The sequence below is a fragment of the Pseudobutyrivibrio sp. C4 genome, assembly GCF_900111635.1.
GTDB classification, from domain to species: domain Bacteria; phylum Bacillota; class Clostridia; order Lachnospirales; family Lachnospiraceae; genus Pseudobutyrivibrio; species Pseudobutyrivibrio ruminis.
In genome coordinates this window covers 249,094-266,663 of record NZ_FOHF01000002.1, presented here as the reverse complement: position 1 = coordinate 266,663, position 17,570 = coordinate 249,094, and the positions used below count along the sequence as shown (strand labels likewise).

Here is a 17,570-nt window from a genome sequence, read left to right as displayed (position 1 = left end):
CCATGGGAAAACTATTATATGATGTCAACCTGCAGTCCAACACTGTAGTTACGTATGATGAAAAATACTATAAAGAAAAACATAAAGACGATTTTAAAAAGCTTTTGAATTTGCTTTTAGATTTGAAGCGTACGACAGGAGCTGATATCCAACTTATAAAAAAATCATAGAAAAGGAGATAGTAAAAACATGTTTAAAATTGAAATTTGCGGTGAAGAGCAGGACGAAGTATTTGATACATATGAAGCGGCCGAAGAATATGCTTTGTATTTAAAAGGCTGCGCTAGAGAAGGCGCAGAGATATTATCTATGTCAAATCCAGGAGATTATCCTTATGACGAGGATAGCTTTGAGGAACCTGACTACTCAATAATTGAATATGATGATGAAGACTAATATGTGAAATCTACGTAGTTTTTATTATGTATTTGGCGGAGCATAAGCTCCGCCAATTCTGCTTTTATGCTTCTTTTTCTTCATTGTGTTTTTCTATGAGATATTTAATATCTCCGATAGATGGAACCGAATAGTTTTGAGTAATAATAATCTTAAGTAGCCAAAAAGCTAGAATTAAAATCAATATAGGAATAAGACAAGTTACCACTACCATTACGGCCAAGGCACGAATGAGTTGTGATAAATAATTTCCTGCGTTTGATATCGTTGCTTCTGCTGAATTTGCAAGCTGAGAAAGAACTCCTGTATCCTCTACATCAGTAGAAGATAATTCGTTATTCTGCGCTTCCGTTATAGTTTCCTCATATGTCTTTGAAACTAAATTTGTGATTTGCACTGTGCAAGGAACGATTAAATAAATGATAATTCCAGCAAGCAAAAGCTTAACAGCAATCTCTTTAAATTTCACGTTATTAAAAACTAAATAGAGAATCAGCAATATGCATATAGCCGGGATTACAATGTACGACACAATAAAGCCAGATATCAAAGCAAAGTACTGCTCAAAAAATAGAGCACTTAATACAATCAAAAAGTATTTTGAAAAATTGGCTAGCTGATCTGCTATTGGAGTACCTGCATCGCCTGGTATAAGGGAAATAGCAGTAGATGCTATGGCAGAACCAGCAGATAAGCCCATAACAGTGTTTATTTTTTCATCGAATGATTCTATGTTTGTTTTATTGAAAGAAAACTCTGGGTCAGTTGTTATTTTGCTAAGCTTTGTAAAAGAGAATAGTCCTATGAAAATGCATAGCATGATAAGACATACTTTTTTTATAGTTGCGTTCATTATTTGCCCCCTTATTAGTTGAATTCTATTGAATATTCGTTTATATCAACAAGCTGAAAAACAAAGTTTTTTATTATAGTTTCAGCTTGGGTATCCGCCTTTTCTAGTAAACCTTTATTTATAGCATTATTTTTGGCGTTTTCTTTAAATTCTTTCTGAGCGTTATTGAAATCCTTTGGCCTAATTGGATTCCAGAACTTATTATCAGAGTCGTACTCTTTAAAGCTGTCCTCATCCACAGTTACTGCGTGAATCTCTGCGTCAGGAATTGAAATATTTATTATCTTTTCTTTTTCATCTACAGATACTTTAACATTTGAGAAGTCTACACCTGCTTCAACAACTCCATCATAGCTATATGTAAAAGAGGTCTTTGAGGTCCAAAAGGCAATTTTCTTATTCTTTGTATATTCTTCAATCTGAGTGAAGTAGTATTCTTGGGTAATAAGAAAGCCCATATCATTTAGGCCGTCTTCAATTATAGAAAAATCGGTAGTATAGCTTGTATTTGAATCATCGTATGATTTTGGAACAAGGTTTTTAAAAGATGAATTTGAGTCAGCCGATTTTAAATGGCTAGATTTAATCAAATAGAAAGAACCAATACTAAGGATAATAATTAGAATGATTCCAAATAGATTTAATAGTTTTTTGTTTTTGTTATTCATATATACCCCCTTATAGCATTGTAGAATCTAAATCAAATTCAATGCTTTATTTATTATAGGTTAAATTGTAGTTGGTTGCACGTGTATGTTGTATAAAGTGTCTTAAGAAATAGTTACGTAATAGATAGAACGGATATATTACTTGTACCATTCCTAGCAGGGTCTTCCAGACCCAGGTCTGCCCATCTCCACAGACCAAGCGCTTCGCTACAAGGAAGGATTATAATCGGCTACGCCGATGGGGGATTTATCTTTCAGTTTTCATAAACCTTTCTACATTTTCCCTTCCCCTGCGGTTTCTTCATTTGCCGCTCCAACAAAAGTTAGGTCTTAGACCATCCCCTATCAAGGGCAAGACAAGTTCTTCGAACCCTTGCTAGTGGATGTTCTAAGGCCTTTTTTGTCTCCGGGCAAACGAATAAACCGCAAGGTATACGGAAGAAAAATATTTAAGAAAGGATTCATAGGAAAATTAAAAGCTAAATCTTAATCGGGCTCCAAATTCCCGGCTTCGGTGCCGGAAGAAAAATTGGATTTTCGAAGATTTGAGGTTGGTTGGAAAGGTAGGTGTGATTATGAAGTTTAGCGACCATTTATGGATTTCATTTTGTTCATTGTTTTTCTTTATGTGTTTGGCTTTTATGCCAATTCCTTAAGGAGTTTGGTTTGTCCAAGGAAAGATATTTATTTTAAAGGAGATTTTTTAGAAATGAGAGTTACAAAGGGATTAATTGAGAAGGTCAATGGAGAGCTTAAGGATAAGGGTTATTTTGTGGAAAAGACTAAGGTTAACAAGAACAATGAGGTTAAGACAGGTCTTGTTATTAAGAAGATAGATGAAGAGAGGATGGTTTGTCCTACAATATACATTGGAGAGATGACCTGCTTCGATGAGATTATGAAGTATGCTCTAGAGGTTATTTCAAGAGAAGTTCCTTCTATAGATATGGAGCACATTTTAGATAAAGACTATATTTTAGGTCATGTTAAGGCTCAGATGGTTTCTGCAGGAAATGTGATTTTAGAGCCAGGTGTTGTTTACAGAGATTATTTAGATATGGCTGTTGTATACAGAGTTGAAGTTGGTGAGATTGATGGTGGGCAGGGTTCTTTCCTTATTAAGGATGGAGTGCTTGAAAAGGTTGGCCTTACAGAGGAAGATTTATTCAATGTAGTAAGTCACGACATGGATTTTGATACAAAGACTCTAGCTGAGACATTAGCAAAGATGATGGGGCAGGAAGTACCTTTTGATTTAGGATTACCTGAGATTTATGTGGTTACTTCTGAGAGTATGATTCATGGTGCAGGAGTTCTTTGCTCTGAGTTTTTAGGCGAGCTTAGAGAAAAGCTTGAGGGTGATTTCTTTATTCTTCCTTCGAGCACGCATGAAATTCTCGTATTGAAGGACGAATTTGGCCCATCGGCTATTGAGCTTTTAGAGCTTGTTAAGACTGTGAATGCTACAGAAGTTGCACCTTGCGACAAGCTTACTGATTCAGTTTACAAGTATGATGCCACAGGACTTTCCAAAGTGGCATAGTCCTTTAAAATAGATAAAGCAATTAGACTGGCTTTTTTTTTGCTGGTCTTTTTGCATTAAATAGGTTTTGAAATGGCTATCTTCTTGTTTATTGTTGCTCAGCTTTTTTATTTGTATATAGTAGATTGTTTGAGAATGAGTGAAGCAGGAGAACGACCCAAATGTTTTTAGTAAGCTATTACGTATGGTATAATATAACATACCAAAGATATATAGAGGTTATTTATGAATGTAGATGAAAAAAACTGGGAAGAAACTATAAATTGCCTAAAGACTACTCATACTATTTCAATACGACAGATTTGTAAGGAATTAAAAGCATCCCGCACCTGGGTTAACAAGTTTATAATGCCTAATATTGATTCTATCTATCTTAATTCCAATATACGAGGCGGCAAATCGTCCTCTAAAGGCGGTGCTAACTGGGTACTTCTTGCTTCTATTGCTTTAGGTGAAGATTATCTCACTGATTCTATTTGGTGTAATGAGCAAGAATATCGAGATCTCATTACTTCAAACATCATTAGCTGCACAAAGCAAACGAAAAAGATCCCCTGCGAGCTTTTAGTAGAAGAACCCTTGTTATACAAGCGTATGTACGAAGAGTTAACAGAAGAACTTGAAGCTATGAAGTTAACAATTGCTAGCGATAGGAGTGTAGCTAATTATATAAAAATGAGCCAGCTTATGAAAAAGCGTGGAAATCTCCATGTTGATATGCTAAATGAGTTAGGCCTGGAAATAATGGAAGCTGAAAACATAAGTGTTACAGAGCGTGGGGTGGTTCCTAAGCTTGACTACAAGGTAAAAGATTACCCTCCTATAAATAAATGGGTTGCTCCTCACGATATAAAAGACTATGGAGATACCGAAGAATCCATATATAGGAAGTTCTTTTCAGAAGGTGATATACGCGTTGAAATAGCTTTAAAAGATTATACTGGCAAGGATATATCAAAGAAAATTTACTATATGGCCGATGATAAACCTTTAAAAGCCAAGTATGTCGAAGAATATGTTCTTGTTAGCGAAAAGAACTACCAGGCTAAATACAAAAAATCACTTTCAAAATAACCTAATTACGAATAACATAATGTCCAATAAGTTACCCTTCTGTGATATACTTAATCTAGTATGTACAGGAGGGTATTTTTATGCCAAAGGGGTCTAATCAAAAATTAAAACTAAGCTATCTCTGTAAAATTATGCAGGAAAAGACTGATGATGAGCACAGTCTTACTCTTCAGCAGATAATGCATGAGCTTGAAGAAGAGGGAATTACTGCAGAACGAAAGAGTCTTTACGACGATTTTAAATGTATGGAAGAGCATCTTGGTATCGAGGTTATCAAAGAGCAGAAAGGTAGAGAGACATATTATCACGTAGGATCTCGTCCTTTTGAACTTGCGGAGGTTAAGCTTCTTATACAGGCTATTCAGTCATCTAAGTTCATCACTAAAAATAAGTCTGCACAGCTTATTAATAAGATGAAGTCGTTTGTTAGCGAATATCAGGCTAAGCAAATCCAAAGACAGGTCTTTGTAAATGACCGTATCAAAAATATGAATGAATCTATCTATTACACAGTAGATACTTTACACTCAGCAATAGAGCAGAATAAACAGATAAAGTTCCAGTACTGCATTTGGAATACTGAAAAGAAGCTAGTTCCAAAGAAAGATGGCGAGCTTTACATGGTTAGTCCTTGGTTCCTTGCTATGGAAGATGAGAACTATTACCTTGTAGCCTATGATTCAGATGCAGGTAAGATTAAGCATTACAGAGTTGATAAGATGCTAAAGGTTGCTATCACAGATGAGGCTAGAGAAGGTAAGGATTTATTTAATCACTTTGATATGGGCGAGTACGTGGTAGAAAACTTCTCAATGTTTCATGGAGAAAAGAGAAGAGTACATATCGAATTTCCAGATGACAAAGTAAGTATCTTTATTGATAGATTTGGAAAAGACGTTACTATAAGACCTGCAGAAAATGGTAGAAGCTTTGTTGTGGTTGATGTAGCTGTTTCTCAGCAGTTTTTTGGATGGGTCTTTGGACTTGGTGCTGACGTAAAGATTACCAGTCCAGAGAATGTAGTTGCTGATTATAAGAAACAGATTGAAGAACAGTTAAAGAGTTATTGCGGAGAATAGATATATGTATCCAACTAGAAATGAGGCAATGAGACTTCTTGAAGAAGCAGAAAAGCTGAACCCAGGGCCATGGGGTGATCACAGCAGAACTGTTGCTCATTGTGCTGAATGTATTGCTGCTAAAAGTGGGCTTGATGCGGAAAAAGCATATGTAGTAGGTTTGTTACATGACATTGGGAGGAGATTTGGAAAACGTCATCTTGGGCATGTTTCTGATGGATATTCTTATATGATGTCATTAGGCTATGACGAACCAGCCAGAGTATGTCTTACACATTCATTCAATGGCAAAAGCATTGATGGTTATGTTGGCAACTTTGATACAACGGACGAAGAGACGGAATTAATAAAAACAGAATTGGCAAAGATAGAACTTGATGAATATGATAAGTTAATTCAACTTTGTGATTCCATCGGTGGAGCTGAAGGTGTTATGGATATCATAGATAGAATGTCTGATGTTAAAAGAAGATACGGTTACTATGATCCTGAAAAATGGGATACTAATTTGGCGCTAAAAGATTATTTTGAGCAGAAGATGGGTGAAGATATCTATCTTGTGGTTGATAAAGATAACTACAATCCTAGTAAATAAAGTGAATAGTAGGGGGATTTTGCTATGGAAAGAGAATTTCTAGAGGAAAGACAATTCACAAAGCTCTTAGCTGGAAAGATATATAAGATTTTCTTTGAAGGAAAAGACTGTGTCATTGCTGAAACAGAGCTTGGGGATGTTGTCATAGCTTTTAGTGAATATGAGTACTACGCTATGTCTAATGATGAGATAGAGCAAAAAATCTATGATGGAATTAAAAGTAGAGAAAAGTAAGTATGATTGATATTAAAGAAGGAGAGACTATTCAAGAATTAGTCTCTAAACACTCAATAGTTTTGCTTCAATTCAGTTCTAAGGCTTGTACTCCATGTGTAGCTATAAGGCAACGAATAGAGGCATGGTTATCTAGTCATGAACAAGTAGAAGCAAGGCATATATCCATTGATGAGTATCCTGAACTTGCAGCACAGAATGATGTCTTGTCATTTCCAACAGTTGTTGTGTATATTGATGGGCAAGTGGCTATCCGTGAATCTGGATATTTTAGTTTAGATGAAATCTTTGCAAAGTTAGAGCGGTTGATTGAACTAATGTCGTAGGATTGAGAGGTAGAATATGGGATTATTTAATCTTTTCAAACATGTAGGTATTAATGCCGAAGTAGAGGCCATGAAGTCTTTAGAAAACGCAGTGCTTCTTGATGTGCGTTCTAAGGAAGAATATTCAGGTGGACACATTCCAGGAAGTAAAAATGTGCCAGTTGAAAATATAGAAAAGGTAGTGGATGTCATTGCAGATAAAAATACTCCAGTTTTTGTATATTGTCTTCGCGGATCAAGAAGTGCATCTGCAGTAAGCGCCATGAAAAAGATGGGATATACAAATGCTAAAAGTATAGGTGGAATAGCATCTTACAAAGGAAATACAGTAATAGGAAGCAACTAATGGGGTACATTAATTGAGGTGATATGCGGAATATATGGAAATTCTTCTTGTAATAGATATGCAGCAAAAATATATGAATAGCTATGAGCCTGATCTAATGACGCGAGTTAATACGAGGATTAAAGAAGCTGTTGAATCAGATGTACCTGTTGTATACATAAGAAATGTTGGGAAGATTGAAAATATAGAGCATTATAATCTTGCGGATGAACTCAAAATAGTATCAGAGTGTAGTTTTACCAAAAGCTGGCCAAGTGCGTTTTCTTCGTATGATTTTGTTCAATTTATCCAGAATTTGAAGGTTGATACAATCAACATGGTTGGTGTGGATGGAAGATGTTGCGTGGCACGTACTGCGCTTGAAGCAATTAAGAGAGGGTATAAAGTCAGAATATATCTTGATTCTGTAGCAGCCAGGAATGACAATTTTTATCTTAAAGAACTGCCTGAAATGAGAGATGCTGGAGTTGAGATTATAGCGGACTAGTAGTTCACTGTAGAGGTTAATTTTTCTTAAAGGAGCAGGTTCTGATTGCTCCTTTTATATCGCCACCATCTTGAAAGTATCTTAGAAGAATTTCGGCGCAGGCGTGACTATCACTATCTGCCTGATGGTGGTCTAGGGCTATTCCATAATAGCAGCATAAATCATTAAGTTTATGGCTGATGTTAGGAAGTAATTGTCTTCCCATTAGGACAGTACAGACATACCTAGCATATGGCTTCCATTCAATACAGTAATCATTTAGGCATTTCTTTAAAACATTCATATCAAAAGATGCATTGTGAGCCACAAGCATTCCACTGCTCATAATAGGTTCAATTTGTTCCCATAGTTCTGGAAAGGTTGGAGCATTAGCAACTTTTTCTTCGTTAATTCCTGTAAGCTTAACATTAAAATAGTCAAAATAAGTCTCTGGATTTACTAATGAGTAGAACTCGTCGATGATTTTGTCATCCTCGATAACGCTGATTCCGATAGCACTCATACGATTGTTATATCTATTTGGAGTTTCCACATCAAAAACAATAAATCTAGACATCGATAAAACCTTTCTGTACCTTAAACTATTAATCTATTCCAAGTAGCCAAATATGGCCTTCTGGTTGAAAGTAGAGCCTCACAATACTGAGTTTATCTTGTACATTGACTTGGCATTCAAAAACAATGGTTGTGCTTATGACTAAGATGTCATCTACACTTTTATATGGGCTTTTATGTCTTATTCGTTTGTAGCCTTTTATAGTGTAGGCTTCAGGTTTTCCATCTTCATTTATTAGCTGAAATCGCAGGGGTATGATTTCACCATCGTACTTGAATTGAGCTATAACATCTACTTCTTGTATTACTTTTCCCATAAATATGTTTTTATCTTTCTGCTTTTTCTGTAACCATATCAAGTAAGGCATATGGTATTATTTCTTCTGGATTTTTGGAAGGATTAATCCAGTCTTCAATTTTATCTTTCGGTAGTATCATAGGCATCCTGTCATGAATCTTACCAAGTTCTATGGTAGGTTCTTTTGTAAGTATTACAAATACAGGATATCCTTCTTCGATGCGATATAGGCCACAGAGCCAGGTTACAGTGCAACCAGTTGGCTGGATGGCATATTTATCTCCTGTTTTTACTTTTCCATCAGGACTTTTAAAGTGCTCCCATTCATAGTAATAAGCAGCTGGAATAATACATCTATGAGATTGAAATGCATCCTTAAATGTAGGCTTTTCACCAGCAGTTTCAAGTCTGGCATTGAACAAAGATCTTTTATTATCTCTGGCCGTGAATCCCCATTGCATTGGGAATACACATTTTTCTCCTTTAGAATTAGGAGCTATTACTGGAACAATATCAGTAGGGCGGACTTCGCCATCAGTGATTAGTGGTCTTGCGTGAGTGGCCACAAACTTAGTTGTGAGACGTGAGCTTCTTGCAATATCTATGATTTCTTTCAATTCAGGTTGAGTTATATCAAGTGCATATCTGGTACACATAGCGAATCTCCTATGGATATTCCTCTGCAGGTACATGTTCTAAGTCAGAGTAATTTGCTTCAAAAGAGAGTTCTGTACTTGCGATTTCTTCATTAAATCCTTTTAGTGCATCGAATGGGCTGAATATTTTGGCACGTCTAGATAAATCCATGGCCGGATGTTTGATTGAAAAATCATCAAAAGGAGAGTGCTTTGGTTTGCCTCTTTCATACACTTTTCTGTATCTATCAGTAATCATATCATTTCATCCAATTTCATAAAATATAGGTTATTAAATTAAGCTTTATGTCCGCCGATTTGAACATTTCGTTCTCTTGTGGTAGCACCTTCTAGAAGGTTAATGCCTTTTAATATTGCATTTGCTCCATACCTAGTCCTTACCTCTAACAGTGCAGAATGAATGAGCTGCTCTTTGTTAAGCGCTTCATAGTCGGTGAATAGATCCATTTGAAAATAGCCACCGTCATTTTGGACATTACAAGCACATATGCCAAGTCGGCGGAAAAGTATTCTATGGTCAGTTTTATTTATCACATCATTCATGATAGCTTCAATTACTAGTTTAGAAGTGTTTGTAGCATTACGGAGATTTACTGTGCCATTAGAATGTGCTGGATGTAGTCTACCATACCAATCTATAGCTAGTGGCCCATCGTAGTGAGGGCAATATTCAAGACTTTTGTAGTCGTAGCTTACCCACCAGGTGAACTTTGACGATACCAGATTTTTCTTGTACATGTCACAACATAGGATATCAATCATCTCTTTTAGGACAATACATGCTTCTTCGTACTTATATGGTCTAGGCAATACTTGTCCGTTGGAAAGAGAGTGGTTATCGGATTTGTAGTTTTTAATATCATGCATTGTAACGGGCTCGATTCCCCAGGCATGATCTATTAGTATCTCTGCATCAATGCCAAAGGTTTTATAAAACCACTCCTCATCTAGTTGAGATCGTTCTGCAACATCTCCCATGGTGAACATCATATTTCGTTCCAAGCGACGGGCTTTACCATTACCTATTTGCCAGAAGTCTGTGAGGGGTTTATGTGGCCATAGTAAAGTCTTATATGAGTCTTCTGTTAGAGCAGCAATACGTACGCCATCTTTATCGGCAGGAGCTTTTTTAGCTACGATATCCATTGCAACTTTTGCAAGATATAGATTAGTTCCAATGCCAACGGTGGCAGTAATGCCAGTTTGCTTGAGTACATCTCTAATCATTGTCATAGCCATGATATGAGCGGGACTTTGGCCAGTTTTTATAGCTGCATTTTCATAAAGATGTAAGTAGGGTGTGCAGTCGATGAAACTTTCATCGATACTGTAAACATGAATGTCCTCGGGGGCTACATATTTTAGAAAAATACCGTAAATCTTGGCTGATACTTTCTCATATTCAAGCATACGTGGGACTGCAGTAATATAAAGAACCTTAGTATGGTGGAGTCGCTCGTACTTCTCTATGGCTTGTTTTGCCTCAAATAGTCTAGGTCTACTTGGAACGCCTATAGCTTTAAGGGCAGGAGAGACTGCCAAGCAGATGGTTTGGTCGGTTCTACTTCCATCAGCGACTAGAAGGTTAGCTTTAAGTGGATCAAGACCTCTGGCGACGCATTCTACAGATGCATAGAATGACTTCATATCTATAGCTATGTAGCATTGGGGGGTTAGTAAATGCTTAGACATATCCAGTTGTCTTACCTCCTTGATAAATCACGAACATACTTTCCGAATATATGTTTGCTTTTTGTAAGTAGATAATACACCCGAACACGATTTTTTGTAAACCCGAACAAATTATAAAATTTATTTAGTGTCAAGCTTTTTCCTCGGAAGAGTTTGTGCAGTTTATAGAACGGATGCAGGTAGATGCTATCAATATGGTTGGTGTTGATGGTAGATGCTGTTGCTGCCACTAATGACAATTTCTATATAAAAGAGCTTCCTGAGATGCAGGAAGCTGGAATAGTAATAGTATCCGATTAAGTGCCATTTATAGAGAGTCAGAATTATATGTTGTACCTGTGGTTTTGCAGGGATTTTGGGGCTTAGAAAACCATAAACTCAAAAACATCCTGTAGCATTTCAATAGTGCAATCGCAACATAGAATAGATGCATCCCAAAAATCTCTGAGCTCATAGCCGGTCGGCAAAGTAGGTAGTTTACTAAATTTCGTAGTATCTAACATTAAATCAAATTTTTTACCGCAAGACTCGCATTTCTCATAATAAATATCTTGTTCATATCTGTTTATTCCCTCTATGGCACATCTACCACATAGACATTTTGATAGATTACTATATATAAGGGACTCTGAAATAAATTCTAATTCAAAATCATTTCGTGCTGTATTAATAGAAAAGTCTTTTTTACAAAAATCGCATTTACTCATCTCTTCCTCAAAACAATAAGCTTGTATCTATTGGTGTTGTTGGTTTCTTTAGGTTAGAGAGTACTATAGTCTATGTACAAAATAATGCACATGCTCTTTGCTAAAATTTTCATACAAAGTAGGTTAAGTAGTTAGTTTTTCTTAATCGGAGGTATGAGTTTTATGCTTTGTTACACTGTAAAATTTGGATTAACACCAATTCCAGAAGAGTTAGAAAAGGAGGATGATCGAAAGTCTAGTAGAAATACGTCGGATAGAATCATAAAGAAAATTAATCAATGCATAAATGGGCTTGCGTTGAACGGAGAATATTATTGTTTCGCATATCGAAGTAATGATGAATTTGTTGATATAGCAATATCCTTATGGCCAGACAAAGTTGCTCTTGCTGATGTTAATAAAAGGATTCAAAACGCTCCAAATAAAACTAGGGGATATGTAATTGGCAATGTAGAGTCTGAGCAGGAAATTACGGCAAAATATTTCGTTCATATACAAGAAGAGGCTGATAATAGAGGCTATTTTGATCATGGAATAAGACGTTCTGAATATGATTTGCAGCTTGATTATTTCGATAATTCCTACTTTAAGATAAATGAATACATTGCAAAGTCAGATAAAGTTTTAAAGAAGAAGGCTATAGAAGAAGCCAAAAGTATAATGGCTGATAAGACCTTATTAGATGAGATAGAACGCATTTATTCTAATGAAAATGCGCTTAAGTTCTATGGTCATCCAGTTCATTATAAAATTCAGGCTGGAGATCAGGAGACGGCGCTTGTTATCATCGATTTAATGGTCAGAATGCTTCATACAAGACATAGAACTTTAGGCGTTAGAATGAATGTTATTAGTGACTTAAGTGATAGAGCCTTTGACGAAACGGACCTGAAGAAGGTGTTTAGGCAATCTGGTGGGGGTATTCTAGTAATTGATGCTCGTGGAGAAGGTTCTTTTGTTGGTAATTTTGCAAATAGTTATAAGAGGCTTGTGAAGTTCCTAGGAGAATTGACTGCACAGTACCATAAGAATACGTTGTTTTTCTTTTTAGAGGACATTGAAAATCCAGGTTTTTCAAGGGAATTATTAGCTAGGGTGTCAGAGGATATAGATATTATAAGCATTGCTGAGGGCTCAGGCTCCCGCGAAGAAGCAATTTCGTATTTTAAATTACTATCACAGAAAACTGAGTTTGCAGAATTAGTTGATGATTCGATAGAAGAATATCTTTCTAGTAGTAAGAAGGTTTTTAAGTGTTTTGACGTGCAAAAATCATACAACAAATGGGCTAAGGAGATATTGAAGTCTAAAGTTTATAGTTCTTACAGCACTTGTAAAATGACTAAGGTAGTTGAAAAGAAGAAGGGAACTGCCTATGAAGAACTACAGAATATGATAGGTTTACCCGAAGTGAAGAGCTTGATTGACAGTATTATAGCTGCTTATAAGGTACAGACGTACCGAGAAAAATATGGACTTGGAAAGACTAATATGGCTAGACATATGGTATTTACGGGGAATCCTGGATGTGCAAAGACTACGGTTGCAAGGTTGCTGACTGATGTTTTGACAGAAGAAGGGGTCCTTAAGTCTGGTGCATACGTCGAATGTGGACGAAGTGATTTGGTTGGACAGTATGTTGGCTGGACTGCGCCTGCTGTCGTAGATAAATTTAAGGAAGCATCTGGTGGTGTTTTATTTATTGATGAAGCTTATTCGTTAGTAGAAAAAGATGGATTATACGGTGATGAAGCTATTAATACAATTGTCCAGGAGATGGAGAACCATAGAAATAGCGTGATTGTTATATTTGCTGGCTATCCAGATAAGATGAAACAATTTCTTGATAAAAATGAGGGTTTGAGAAGCAGAATAGCATTTCATTTGGACTTCCCTGATTATAAACCACAGGAACTCCTAGATATAATGAGGCTCATGTTGAAGGAAAGAGGTCTAAAGGCTGATAAAGAGGCTGAACAGAAATGTCTAAGAATCTTTGAACAGGCATATCAAATAGAAGAGTATGGCAACGGAAGATTTGTAAGAAATCTTGTGGAACGAGCAATTCTGAAACAGGCTCAACGCTTGATGAAACGTAAGAATGCGACTCCGACTAGGGGGCAACTAGTAAAGCTATTGGCAGAGGATTTTGACGAAACCATAATAGAGAGCTTAGATAAGAAGCAAGTTGGGATTATTGGATTTGCGGTGTAATGTGCAAAATTATGTACATAGAATAGTCACAGCTAGAGTTCATAATACGTACTATATGGGGAATTGATGCATGTACAAATTATTCATAATTAGGTATAGGTAGGAGAGCAGCTATGGATACATTTACTAATTTGCTTAAAAAGGCTAGTAAATATGTTACAGAGTACCATTCTGTTAACGAGCTAGGGAAAAATGATTTTAATATCTTTAGAATCGAACGTATAGATAATAAAGAAGTCCTAATGTGCCGCTTTCTTCGAGAGTTGTTAGATCCAAAAGGAAGTCATGGGCATGGGGATACTTTTTTAAAGCTGTTTGTTGAAAATGTACTTAACTATTCGGGGATTGGTGATTCTGATTATAGTAATGCAAGTGTTGTTGCAGAATATCCTATCGATGCATTAAGAAGAATTGACCTATGCATAATAGTAGGAAGAAAATTTATTCCAATTGAGGTAAAGATATATGCAGATGATCAAGATAATCAATGTTGGGATTATTATGTGTATGCCAAAGATAAGGATGAAGACACTAGAATATTTTACTTAACAATCGATGGTCATGAGCCGAGTGAAAGTAGTAAGGGCGAACTGAGGCCTAATGAACAATTATGTTGTATATCCTTTAAAAGTGATATTTCTAATTGGTTAAAATCATGCATTGATTTAACAGAAAACTCTGATGTTAAAAGTATAATAAGACAGTATTTGGATGTGATTCAAGGTTGGTCTAAGCGAGAAGGTACTTGGAATAAAATGAGTGAGAAAGAACAAAAGGATTTAGTTAAAGAAATTTCAAAATCTTCAGATTTATTTAATGCTGCATCGACAATAGAACAAGCTATAAAATACGTAAAAATAGAGAAGATGAAAGAAGTTTTTCGGGCTATAGAAAAACATATGGAACGATATAATGATATGGGACTTACGCTTGTGGCATTATATGAGGACCAAACAAATGAATTCTATGAGAATAACCGGAGGTCTTGGCCAAGTCTTAACTACATTATTCCATTATCTAAGTGGGGGATAGATAAAAACATTTCATTCAGAATTGAAATTGAATGGAAGATATATATGGGACTTACGCCTTGGTCTGGATGCAATAATTGGGATGTTCATAAAGAAGATATTATTCAAAGAATAATTGACGACAACGATTTAAGTTTGGCAGGAGCTCACGAAAAAGAAAATGGTAACTGGTATTGGTGGAAATACTTAAACGTAGAAACCGCTGTTAATTTTAGATACACCAATAATGATGAATATTATTCTTTGTATGATGAAGAAGATTTCGCAAAGTATATTGAGGGTATATGTTCTGATATAGATAGTTATTTCGGAAAACTAAAACATATATTGGAGAGGTAGAGGTTATGTACACTACAGCAAACAAGAAAATGCTCAATATGCTTATATTAGAAATCCTAAAGCAGTATACGGATGAGAACCATGGTCTTACTCAGCAAGAAATCTTAAAACTGCTTGCGCAAAACTATGATGTTCAGTGTGACCGTCGTTCTGTAAAAGCAAATGTCTTGTCCCTTAAAGAAATGGGATATGACATATCCATGGAAAACGGATATAGGCTTGTATCAAGAGAATTTGATGATGCTGAACTAAGGATTCTTATAGATAGTGTTCTGTTTTCTAAGTCGATTTCTACTAAGCAAGCAAAAAATCTGATAGGTAAACTTAGAGGGATGTCCAGCAAATACTTTAATGCTAAGGTGACACATGTAAGTAATTTACCTGAATTGCAGCATACAGACAATAAACAGGCAGTGTATGCTCTCGATGTAATCAACGATGCTATATCTGCCAAGCGTCAAATATCTTTTATTTATAATGTTTATGGAACAGATTTTAAGCTTCATCCTAAACGAAAAGAGCCCTATATTGTAAATCCTTATCAAATGATTGCTAATAATGGAAAGTTTTATCTAGTTGCCAACGTGGATAAGCATGATAACGTGATTCACTTTAGAGTAGACATGATTACAGACGTGAAGATGCTTGATTCTAAAGCGAAGCCTATGAAAATGGTACATGGACTTGAGAATGGATTTAATCTTCCTAAGCACATGGCTGAACATACATATATGTTTAGCGGTGATTCAGCTTATGTGAAGATGTCCGTTGAGAAGTTTTTGATGTCGGATTTAGTGGACTGGTTTGGTAAAGATTTTCAGATACTAAAAGAGGAAGAAACTACCCTTGAAATAAGAGTTTATACAAATGAAAAGGCAATAAGATTTTGGGCATTGCAATATGGACCTTACGTAGAGGTGTTGGAGCCTCAATCACTAAGAAAGCAACTGAAGGATGACGTTAAGATAATGGTAAATAAGTATATGGATTAGTAATGTGCAAAATAATGTACATGATCTTTGATACTATTAGGATAGTGGAGGTAAAGTACATGGTTTTTGCAGTAGATTTTGATGGAACATTAAGCTTTGGCAAATGGCCAGAGTGTGGTCCAGCTAATGAAGGATTAATAGACTTTCTTAATAAAAGACGACAACTTGGCGATAGGATTATTCTTTGGACTTGTCGAGAGGGTGAAAATTTAGATTTAGCTGTTGAATGGTGTCAAAATAAAGGACTGGAGTTTGATGCCGTGAATGATAATTTGCCGGATGTTATTGAAAAATACGGTGGTAATAGTAGGAAAGTAAGTTGCGATTTTTATATAGACGATAGGGCGGTATCAAGTTGTGTCTATAAATTGTTGGAGGCTTAAATTATGGGAAAGAAAGCATTTGATAAACGAGTCCGTGAAGCAATGGGAAATCAAATCCCTAATTATTTAACAGGTGGAAAGTGGAAAGGAATAGCATATTCCCACATTTATCTAAAAATCGAAGATAATTTTATTGACGGCAAGGGACCCATTAAGTGTGATTTAAAAGGAAATCTTTCTGGTTCTGATATGAAGGGAAAGTACCATGTTGGAGCTAATCATGTTAATTCTTCTCAAATAATGTGTATGAATTTTTTCAAAAAATTTTTTGAAAAGACTGAATGGGAAGAGTATTTACTTACAGCACTTAGAAAGATTGGGGTTCAGATGGGGAGTGATCAAATAGTAAATGCTACCTTTGAATTTGAACCTTGTCATAAGGAAGGGACTAATTTTGATTTCTATATGGAAATGGAAGATGGTTCACATATATCATTTGAAATAAAGTTTACAGAGCCCGATTTTGGTGGACTTAACCCAGATAAAAATGATCCTACCAAATATGATAGAAAATGGGATGAAATTTATAGTTCTTTGGTTGATGAGTGTCCGTTTCTTAATTGTAGTAAAGATGAATTTTATGGCAATCCAATGAAAAAATATTATCAGATTAATAGAAATATATGTTTTGCGAGAGACGGAGATGTGGTATTGTTTCTTACCCCTAAAGCTAATGATTCAAATGGTATAAAGCGTGGAAGAGATTACATTGATTTGATATCTAAAAAGTTTCCTAATATTAGAAATATATATTGGGAAGAATTGGTAGATGAACTATTAAAAATAGTCGCAGATGAACCTATATTAATGGATTATTATTCGAAGTTTAAGGAGAAATATATTGATGTACTGAGATAGTGTTTCTCTAAAAATACAAAAAATCTTTTTCAACAAGGCCCTTTTATAACTCTTGATTGCGAAGCATTGATAATCGGGAGTTGTGAGGGGACTTTTTTAGTTATTCACACTATTCACAAAATGACATTAAAAATTGAATGCGAAAAACGGTGAATAAATAATATCGATTTTACAGGAGATATAGAAGTTTATTCACATTATCCACAGGTTAAAAAGCGCAGAAAATCAAGTGCTCCGGGGATTT

General features: G+C 35.6%; 22 protein-coding genes. 15 read left to right on the top strand and 7 right to left on the bottom strand.

The genetic code is table 11. The features are described 5' to 3' along the window. The first annotated feature begins 2 nt into the window (after positions 1-2). Together BMY66_RS13720 and BMY66_RS05090 are read left to right on the top strand one after the other, a co-directional pair. Positions 3-170 (top strand): hypothetical protein, encoded by a 168-nt coding sequence (locus BMY66_RS13720; RefSeq protein WP_177175585.1) that lies wholly within the window; start codon positions 3-5, stop codon positions 168-170. A gap of 19 nt (positions 171-189) precedes the next feature. Beyond that, positions 190-396 (top strand): hypothetical protein, encoded by a 207-nt coding sequence (locus tag BMY66_RS05090; RefSeq protein ID WP_090394376.1) that lies wholly within the window; start codon positions 190-192, stop codon positions 394-396. Positions 397-460: 64 nt separating this feature from the next. On the opposite strand, the gene BMY66_RS05085 is transcribed toward BMY66_RS05090, so the two are convergent. Then, positions 461-1,249 (bottom strand): hypothetical protein, encoded by a 789-nt coding sequence (locus BMY66_RS05085; RefSeq protein WP_090394375.1) that lies wholly within the window; start codon positions 1,247-1,249, stop codon positions 461-463. 14 nt (positions 1,250-1,263) lie between these two features. Beyond that, positions 1,264-1,917 (bottom strand): DUF4230 domain-containing protein, encoded by a 654-nt coding sequence (locus tag BMY66_RS05080; protein WP_090394374.1) that lies wholly within the window; start codon positions 1,915-1,917, stop codon positions 1,264-1,266. A 709-nt stretch (positions 1,918-2,626) separates the two neighbouring features. Between BMY66_RS05080 and BMY66_RS05075 the strand changes: the two genes are divergently transcribed. From BMY66_RS05075 to BMY66_RS05040, 8 genes are all read left to right on the top strand, one after another. After that, positions 2,627-3,460, top strand: coding sequence for a DUF5688 family protein (locus BMY66_RS05075; RefSeq protein WP_090394373.1), 834 nt, complete (start codon positions 2,627-2,629; stop codon positions 3,458-3,460). 225 nt (positions 3,461-3,685) lie between these two features. Continuing rightward, positions 3,686-4,534, top strand: coding sequence for a hypothetical protein (locus tag BMY66_RS05070; protein WP_090394372.1), 849 nt, complete (start codon positions 3,686-3,688; stop codon positions 4,532-4,534). Between the two features lie 80 nt (positions 4,535-4,614). Further along, a complete protein-coding gene (locus tag BMY66_RS05065; RefSeq protein ID WP_090394371.1) occupies positions 4,615-5,613 on the top strand; it encodes a helix-turn-helix transcriptional regulator in 999 nt (332 codons plus the stop codon). Positions 5,614-5,617: 4 nt separating this feature from the next. Next, complete coding sequence (locus tag BMY66_RS05060; protein WP_090394370.1) at positions 5,618-6,208, top strand: HD domain-containing protein; 591 nt, start codon at positions 5,618-5,620, stop codon at positions 6,206-6,208. Between the two features lie 24 nt (positions 6,209-6,232). After that, positions 6,233-6,442 (top strand): hypothetical protein, encoded by a 210-nt coding sequence (locus BMY66_RS05055; RefSeq protein ID WP_090394369.1) that lies wholly within the window; start codon positions 6,233-6,235, stop codon positions 6,440-6,442. A 2-nt stretch (positions 6,443-6,444) separates the two neighbouring features. Continuing rightward, positions 6,445-6,768: a thioredoxin family protein gene (locus tag BMY66_RS05050; RefSeq protein WP_090394368.1), complete on the top strand. Its 324-nt coding sequence runs from the start codon at positions 6,445-6,447 to the stop codon at positions 6,766-6,768. 16 nt (positions 6,769-6,784) lie between these two features. Continuing rightward, complete coding sequence (locus BMY66_RS05045; RefSeq protein ID WP_090394367.1) at positions 6,785-7,114, top strand: rhodanese-like domain-containing protein; 330 nt, start codon at positions 6,785-6,787, stop codon at positions 7,112-7,114. Between the two features lie 34 nt (positions 7,115-7,148). Continuing rightward, positions 7,149-7,601, top strand: a complete 453-nt coding sequence (locus BMY66_RS05040) for an isochorismatase family protein (protein WP_090394366.1) — start codon at positions 7,149-7,151, stop codon at positions 7,599-7,601. 16 nt (positions 7,602-7,617) lie between these two features. On the opposite strand, the gene BMY66_RS05035 is transcribed toward BMY66_RS05040, so the two are convergent. The 5 genes from BMY66_RS05035 to BMY66_RS05015 are packed head-to-tail and all read right to left on the bottom strand — an operon-like array spanning position 7,618 to position 10,757. Beyond that, positions 7,618-8,157, bottom strand: a complete 540-nt coding sequence (locus tag BMY66_RS05035; RefSeq protein ID WP_090394365.1) for a 3'-5' exonuclease — start codon at positions 8,155-8,157, stop codon at positions 7,618-7,620. Positions 8,158-8,185: 28 nt separating this feature from the next. Further along, a complete protein-coding gene (locus BMY66_RS05030) occupies positions 8,186-8,473 on the bottom strand; it encodes a hypothetical protein (protein WP_143064505.1) in 288 nt (95 codons plus the stop codon). Positions 8,474-8,483: 10 nt separating this feature from the next. Further along, positions 8,484-9,110, bottom strand: a complete 627-nt coding sequence (locus BMY66_RS05025; protein WP_177175584.1) for an SOS response-associated peptidase — start codon at positions 9,108-9,110, stop codon at positions 8,484-8,486. Between the two features lie 10 nt (positions 9,111-9,120). Next, positions 9,121-9,348 (bottom strand): hypothetical protein, encoded by a 228-nt coding sequence (locus BMY66_RS05020; protein WP_090394362.1) that lies wholly within the window; start codon positions 9,346-9,348, stop codon positions 9,121-9,123. Between the two features lie 38 nt (positions 9,349-9,386). Continuing rightward, positions 9,387-10,757 carry a Y-family DNA polymerase gene (locus BMY66_RS05015; RefSeq protein ID WP_242942678.1) on the bottom strand — a complete coding sequence of 457 codons (1,371 nt, stop codon included), beginning with the start codon at positions 10,755-10,757 and terminating at the stop codon, positions 9,387-9,389. A 914-nt stretch (positions 10,758-11,671) separates the two neighbouring features. Between BMY66_RS05015 and BMY66_RS05005 the strand changes: the two genes are divergently transcribed. From BMY66_RS05005 to BMY66_RS04985, 5 genes are all read left to right on the top strand, one after another. Further along, positions 11,672-13,723: an AAA family ATPase gene (locus BMY66_RS05005; protein ID WP_177175583.1), complete on the top strand. Its 2,052-nt coding sequence runs from the start codon at positions 11,672-11,674 to the stop codon at positions 13,721-13,723. Positions 13,724-13,836: 113 nt separating this feature from the next. After that, entirely contained in the window at positions 13,837-15,093 is a 1,257-nt protein-coding gene (locus BMY66_RS05000; protein ID WP_090394358.1) for a PDDEXK-like family protein, read from the top strand. Between the two features lie 5 nt (positions 15,094-15,098). Beyond that, entirely contained in the window at positions 15,099-16,085 is a 987-nt protein-coding gene (locus tag BMY66_RS04995; RefSeq protein ID WP_090394357.1) for a helix-turn-helix transcriptional regulator, read from the top strand. Between the two features lie 59 nt (positions 16,086-16,144). Beyond that, complete coding sequence (locus tag BMY66_RS04990) at positions 16,145-16,468, top strand: hypothetical protein (protein ID WP_242942677.1); 324 nt, start codon at positions 16,145-16,147, stop codon at positions 16,466-16,468. Between the two features lie 3 nt (positions 16,469-16,471). Continuing rightward, positions 16,472-17,326, top strand: a complete 855-nt coding sequence (locus BMY66_RS04985) for a PGN_0703 family putative restriction endonuclease (RefSeq protein ID WP_090394356.1) — start codon at positions 16,472-16,474, stop codon at positions 17,324-17,326. The last annotated feature ends 244 nt before the right edge of the window (positions 17,327-17,570 follow it).